Source organism: Pontibacter rugosus, assembly GCF_042678745.1.
Classification (GTDB): domain Bacteria; phylum Bacteroidota; class Bacteroidia; order Cytophagales; family Hymenobacteraceae; genus Pontibacter; species Pontibacter rugosus.
In genome coordinates this window covers 1-5,869 of sequence record NZ_JBHTLD010000260.1, presented here as the reverse complement: position 1 = coordinate 5,869, position 5,869 = coordinate 1, and the positions used below count along the sequence as shown (strand labels likewise).

Sequence of the window (5,869 nt, the reverse complement as noted above, 5' to 3'; positions counted from 1 at the left end):
AAAGTTGAAGAATATATAATACAAGAAAGAGAAAAAGGAAACGATGTTGATGATATCGAACTTAAGTCTTTCTTTCAGAGACTAGATGGTTCGGAAATGAGATGTCGATTTGATATGCAGGTCGCTCCACCTGATATCTTGATATCAAACTTTTCAATGTTAAGCATAATGCTTATGCGGGACATTGATGGACCACTTTTTGAGAAAACTCGCAGTTGGCTTGATTGTTCCGACCTTGCAGAAGACCAACGTGAAAATGAAAAAAGTAATAGGATATTTCACCTAATTATAGATGAATTGCACCTGTATCGCGGAACACAAGGTACAGAGATAGCTTATTTATTAAAATTAGTACTGAAGCGGCTTGGATTGCATCCTAACCATCCTCAACTAAAGATACTTGCTTCCAGTGCTTCTCTTGAGCCTGGGGATGAACGCAGTTTACAGTATATAAGTGATTTCTTTGGCTTTTTAGGAGTAGATGATGTAAAGGACAAATTTGAAATTATAACAGGAGAATTAAGCCCAGTAGATCCACTATCTAATAAGGATGCTCCACTACCGACAAAACCCTTTATTGAAATTTGCAAGACATATGTAACAGCTAAACAACAGACGGATGATTCTCTGTTCTCAGGGGCATGTATATCAGCAGGTAACTTACTTAGCCAAGCCTTTGATTTTGGTGTCACAGTTTCAACAGTTGAAGATTTTCTGAACTTACTGCTACATCCTAAATTAAAACTTCGTGAAAGATTTTTTGATGCAAGTAGTGTCGTTGAGGGGGAGAAAATAATTCCCCGCCCTGTCTGTACCTTTAGAAAACTTGGTGATGGCAACCCTCCAAATATCCCTTATTTCTTTGAGACTTTGTTTGGTCAAGTAGGGGAAGAAGAATTGTGTCAAGCAGCAAGAGGATTGTTAATTGCACGATCATTATTTGATGAAGCTCCATACAAAGGCCTATTTAAAAGTAACAATAGAAGTCTACAACGATTTCGATTCCATTATTTTTTCAGGAATATTGAAGGCATATGGGCATCCGTATCGCCTGTTAGTGAGGGGGATACAAGAACAGTAGGTAAACTCTACTCTGCACCAAGAATTAAATCAGAAAAAGGCCATCGTGTACTTGAATTATTATACTGCGACAATTGCGGAACAACACTCTTTGGAGGTAAAAGAGGTGTGGCTGGAGATTTAGGTACAGCAGTTTATTGTGAATTGCTCCCAATAAGTCCAAATATCGAAGGTATTCCTGAAAAGACACCAGCAAAGCTTGTGGAGAAGAGAACATACCAAGAATATGGGATATTCTGGCCTCAAGGCGATCAGGAGTTCACGCCCCATGACAGAACACGTGGAGAATGGACTGTGCCAATGGATGCTTGGTGGAGACAATCTACACTTGAAGGAGTAAATTTAACGGACTACACCGCGCAATGGACAGAAGCCTATTTGAATAAATATTCTGGAGATGTTGCTCCCTATAATCTTGATGTTGAAGATAAACCAGAAAATTGGATAAGTGGATACTTCTTCAGAGTGCTAAGGGATTTAGATCACTCTGATGTTGCTGATTCCAGAATGCAAGCGAACCTGGATGATTTTGGAAATCTAGTTGACACGCATAAAGCTCTTCCTTGTACTTGTCCTGGATGCGGTGTAAATGAACAGTACCGAGCTAAAGGTTCTTCTATTCGGGGGTTTAGAACCGGTTTTGCTAAGACTACCCAATTATTCGCGAAAGAACTAGTTTATCAGTTGCCTGACAATGCAAAGCAGAGAAAACTGGTTGTGTTTTCGGATAGTCGGGAAGATGCTGCTCAAATCGCAAATGGTATAGAAAGGAATCACTTCACTGATTTATTACGTGAAATACTAATTAGCGAACTGCATAACAATATGTTGATTAAAGCAAAGATTGTGGCAGTACTAGAAAATGGAGAAGATGCGAATGAATTTGAGCAGCTACACGCATCACAATTTTATGAGGTTCAGGAAGCAATTGAAGATAGTAAGATAAATGTTAATGATCCGAATCCTAGAAAAAGGCAAAGAAGGGAAAAGAGTGTACAGAGTATTGCAAAAATCAAAAATCGTATCGTTCGGGTTAACGACCTTGTACATTTGCTGAATACACATGAATGTGCGCCTTTAATTAGAAGTTTTATTCAATTAGGAGTAAATCCTGGAGGCCCATCAATTCACCTTCAAAATATCCCCCGGTCAAATAACCCTTGGTTCTCAATGTTTGATTTTGAGGGCCAAAGCTGGACAAATGATAATGTTGAATTTCAAGATGAAATTAAAAGAGGAACTTTTGTTCAATTAGCCAGCTTGTTTTTTGGGAACCTATTCTATTCCCTTGAGGCATCTGGACTAGGATATTTAACTATAAATCCTGATGCTGAAGTATTTGTTTCCAATGCTGGTAATGCAACATTATCCTGTGACCGATTTCTTGAAGTAATTAATTCGTCTATACGCATACTTGGGCATAAGTATAGATACACTCCAAATGATTTCGATAATGTTCGTACTCTTGATGTATCGGACTACAGTACATTCCCATCTCTATTCAAGAAGTACATTAGGAAGGTTGCACAAATCAACATTATCGAAGAAAGGCGGCTGGGAGAAATAGTATTAAATACATTAACGGCACTTAATGTGCTGAATAACCAAGGAATTAATATTGCGGAACTTTATATAAAGGTAGCAGCAGGAAATGATCCTGTTTGGAAGAGTCCGAGAGGTGGACGTCCACACTTGCATAAATCTGCAGGTGTTTGTACACAGCATCCTGATACTACCTTATTGCCAGAACAACCTGATACTGTATGTAAAGTGTACTGGAAGGATAATTACCTTTCCTATCATTCTGCAGTTAATAAACGGAACCCAATAAGATTGCATTGTGAAGAATTAACTGGTCAAACAGATGATCAGTTTGAACGTCAGAGACATTTCAGAAATATCATCTTACAAGATGATGGTCAACCATCAGTAAAGACTATTGACCTTTTAAGTGTAACAACAACCCTAGAAGTTGGTGTAGATATTGGTTCATTGCAAGCAGTCATGCTAGCTAACATGCCACCCCAACGTTTCAATTACCAGCAACGTGTTGGGCGAGCTGGACGGCGAGGCCAAGCATTTTCAGTAATTCTTACTTTTTGCAGAGGCCGCAGTCATGATGAATTCTATTTTAACCATATACATAAAATCACTGGTGATCCGCCCCCTCCACCGTTCTTAACTATGGGGCAAGACAGAATTATCAAACGGCTTCTTTCAAAGGAAGTGCTAAGACAAGCTTTTATACCGCTTGCACCAAGCATAAGAGAAGATCTCATGGCATTATCCAGAAATGAACGACAAACAAGTGTTCATGGAGAGTTTGGGAAAATAGATCAGTGGCATAATTACAGGGATTCTATTCAAGAATGGATTTCCAATAACCGTAATGAGATAGAAATAACTATTGAAGCCTTAAATCCAGGTATTGGCTCTGATAAGAAGCAGGAGTTAGCGAACTGGATAACCAACAATGGAAATGATAACTTTATGACAAAAGTCAATCAGGTTATTGAGAATGATGAAATTTCAACAATTGATATAGCAGAGAAACTCGCAGAGGGTGGCGTATTACCTATGTTTGGCATGCCAACGTCTGTCCGGAACCTCTACCATGATATAAGTTGTGATGGACAGGGTTACAACCTTAAATCCATAGACAGGAATACAGACCTTGCCATATACGAATTTGCACCAGGTGCTCAAAAAACAAAGGACAAGGCTATACATACTTCAATTGGTTTTACAGGTGATTATATAGTCACAAATAGTCGACATAACCAGCCAGTAGTTCACAATTCAGAACGTCCATTTTACAATGAGAGGTGGATGATCCGGTGCAATAATGGTCATATTGATTCATCTTATAAGGATAGGCCTGATATCAATGAATGTTTGGAGTGTGGTGTGTTTTTGAGCTTTCCAGAAAACATATTTCCCATAAAATCTCCTATTGCATACAGAACAAATTTAACCATCGGGAAGGATTCAAAAGATATTACAGAATTAACGCTTTCAAGACCTCCAATTCTTGCAGAGAGTAGTAATGAATCTACACCTGAACCAGCATTTGATGGAGATAATTTTAAGGCCACTATTGCCGATAGAGATGTAGCTTGGCGGATAAACACAAATGGAGACAAGTTTTTTGAAGGCTCGATTGTGAGGACCGGTAATAGTTTTCCATTTAATAACAAACAATGGTTTAACTATAGTGGCCAGTGGTTATTACGAGGTACACATCTTTACCCAAACATTAACGAAGAAAGGAAAACTAATTATCACTTTAGTTTTTCTGATAATGGAAATTCTTTTGAGCAAATTGCGCTTGCAGCCCATAAGAATACTGAGATATTTAGACTGAAACCCAGACATATTCCGTCTGAACTGACTTTAAATATGTTCGATCAATCTCGCTACTATAATTATGCGGGAATACGGTCAGCATTTTACTCAGCAGCTTTCTTGTTGCAGCGAGTAGTTGCAGATAAGCTCGATGTGGATCCAGTTGAAATAGAGATTGCTGATATAAGGAAGGTTTCTTCGGAAAATGGGAAGGAAACCGCTGAAATAATCCTCACCGATGAGCTTCCAAATGGCTCTGGATTTGTAAGGAAACTATTTAATGAAATCAACCAAACTATTACTGAAAGTGTAGATAGTGATGGTGCAAGAAATGCCGAAGTAATTTCTGAATACTTGCTAAAGATTCATAGTGCAGAACATAGACATTGTAAAGATGCTTGTTATGATTGTTTGAAGGTTTTCAGGAATATGAATTATCATGGCTTGCTTGACTGGCGTTTAGGTATAGCGCTACTTCGTGTCTTAATAAACAGAAATTATTTAGCAGGTGTAGATGGGCAATTTGATGGTTTCCCTGAATTAGATAGCTGGTTTGAAGATGCCGTCCAGCTGAGGAACAATTTTGCTGAAAGCTTTGAGTTTGATGTACTGGAAGGATTTGAATTACCTGTTCTGGTGTCAAAGACAAAAGCATATTATTTAATCATCATTCATCCGTTTTGGAATTGCAGGATTAATGAAAGCGGAATACCAGATGTTCCTGATAATACATGGTTAGCTGAGTGTGTATTTGAGATTTACCAAGAAGCAACGGAAAATGGTGGAGTATTAAGGTTTGTTGATACATTTAACCTTCATAGGAGACCAGGATGGTGTTATCAGAAATCACTTATTAATTGATGCAGGAGCATATACTTCTACCTCTAAAACGAATTTCTCCTAGTAAGTATACAGCTATTAGCAAGTGTGCTTACAGTGTAGTTCTTTCTAATTCTTGCCTTAAGCCACTATTACCTTATCCTCCTGCGAACCATTTGGGGAATGTTATCCATGAATGTATTCGTCTTATTGTAATAAATAGAATAAATACAGATTTAGAGTTTAATGACAACTGGAGTCAGTTGATAGAACGGGAAGAAAAGGCCCTTGAAAACATGGGTTTCGGATTCTTGACTCCCTTGACTGAAAATGTACCTGGTTACGCTATAAAAAGAATGCAGGTAAAATTGCTACTCAAACGCAGGGGAAGGGTAAGAGTATCTAAGCTCGAGCGCAATCAAAAGAAAAGTATACTAACTGAAAAATGGCTTGAAGCAAAAGATTCATTAATTGGTGGATTTGCTGATTTGATTACTAATTTTGATGGCCATATTAAATTATCAGATTTTAAGAGGCTGTTTTAATTTCATTTGGATAATTTCTTAAGCATGATGTGTATCATGGTAATCTGTATCATTGTTTCGGCAGACTTCGTGGAGAGTTC

At 38.0% G+C, this 5,869-nt stretch carries 2 protein-coding genes; both read left to right on the top strand.

Features of this window, described 5'->3' with window-relative positions; translation table 11 throughout:
• Positions 1 to 174 precede the first annotated feature (174 nt).
• Complete coding sequence (locus ACFQ2O_RS19315; protein ID WP_377531874.1) at positions 175 to 5,286, top strand: helicase-related protein; 5,112 nt, start codon at positions 175 to 177, stop codon at positions 5,284 to 5,286.
• Positions 5,286 to 5,789 carry a hypothetical protein gene (locus tag ACFQ2O_RS19310; RefSeq protein WP_377531871.1) on the top strand — a complete coding sequence of 168 codons (504 nt, stop codon included), beginning with the start codon at positions 5,286 to 5,288 and terminating at the stop codon, positions 5,787 to 5,789. The genes ACFQ2O_RS19315 and ACFQ2O_RS19310 overlap by 1 nt, the downstream gene beginning before the upstream one ends.
• The last annotated feature ends 80 nt before the right edge of the window (positions 5,790 to 5,869 follow it).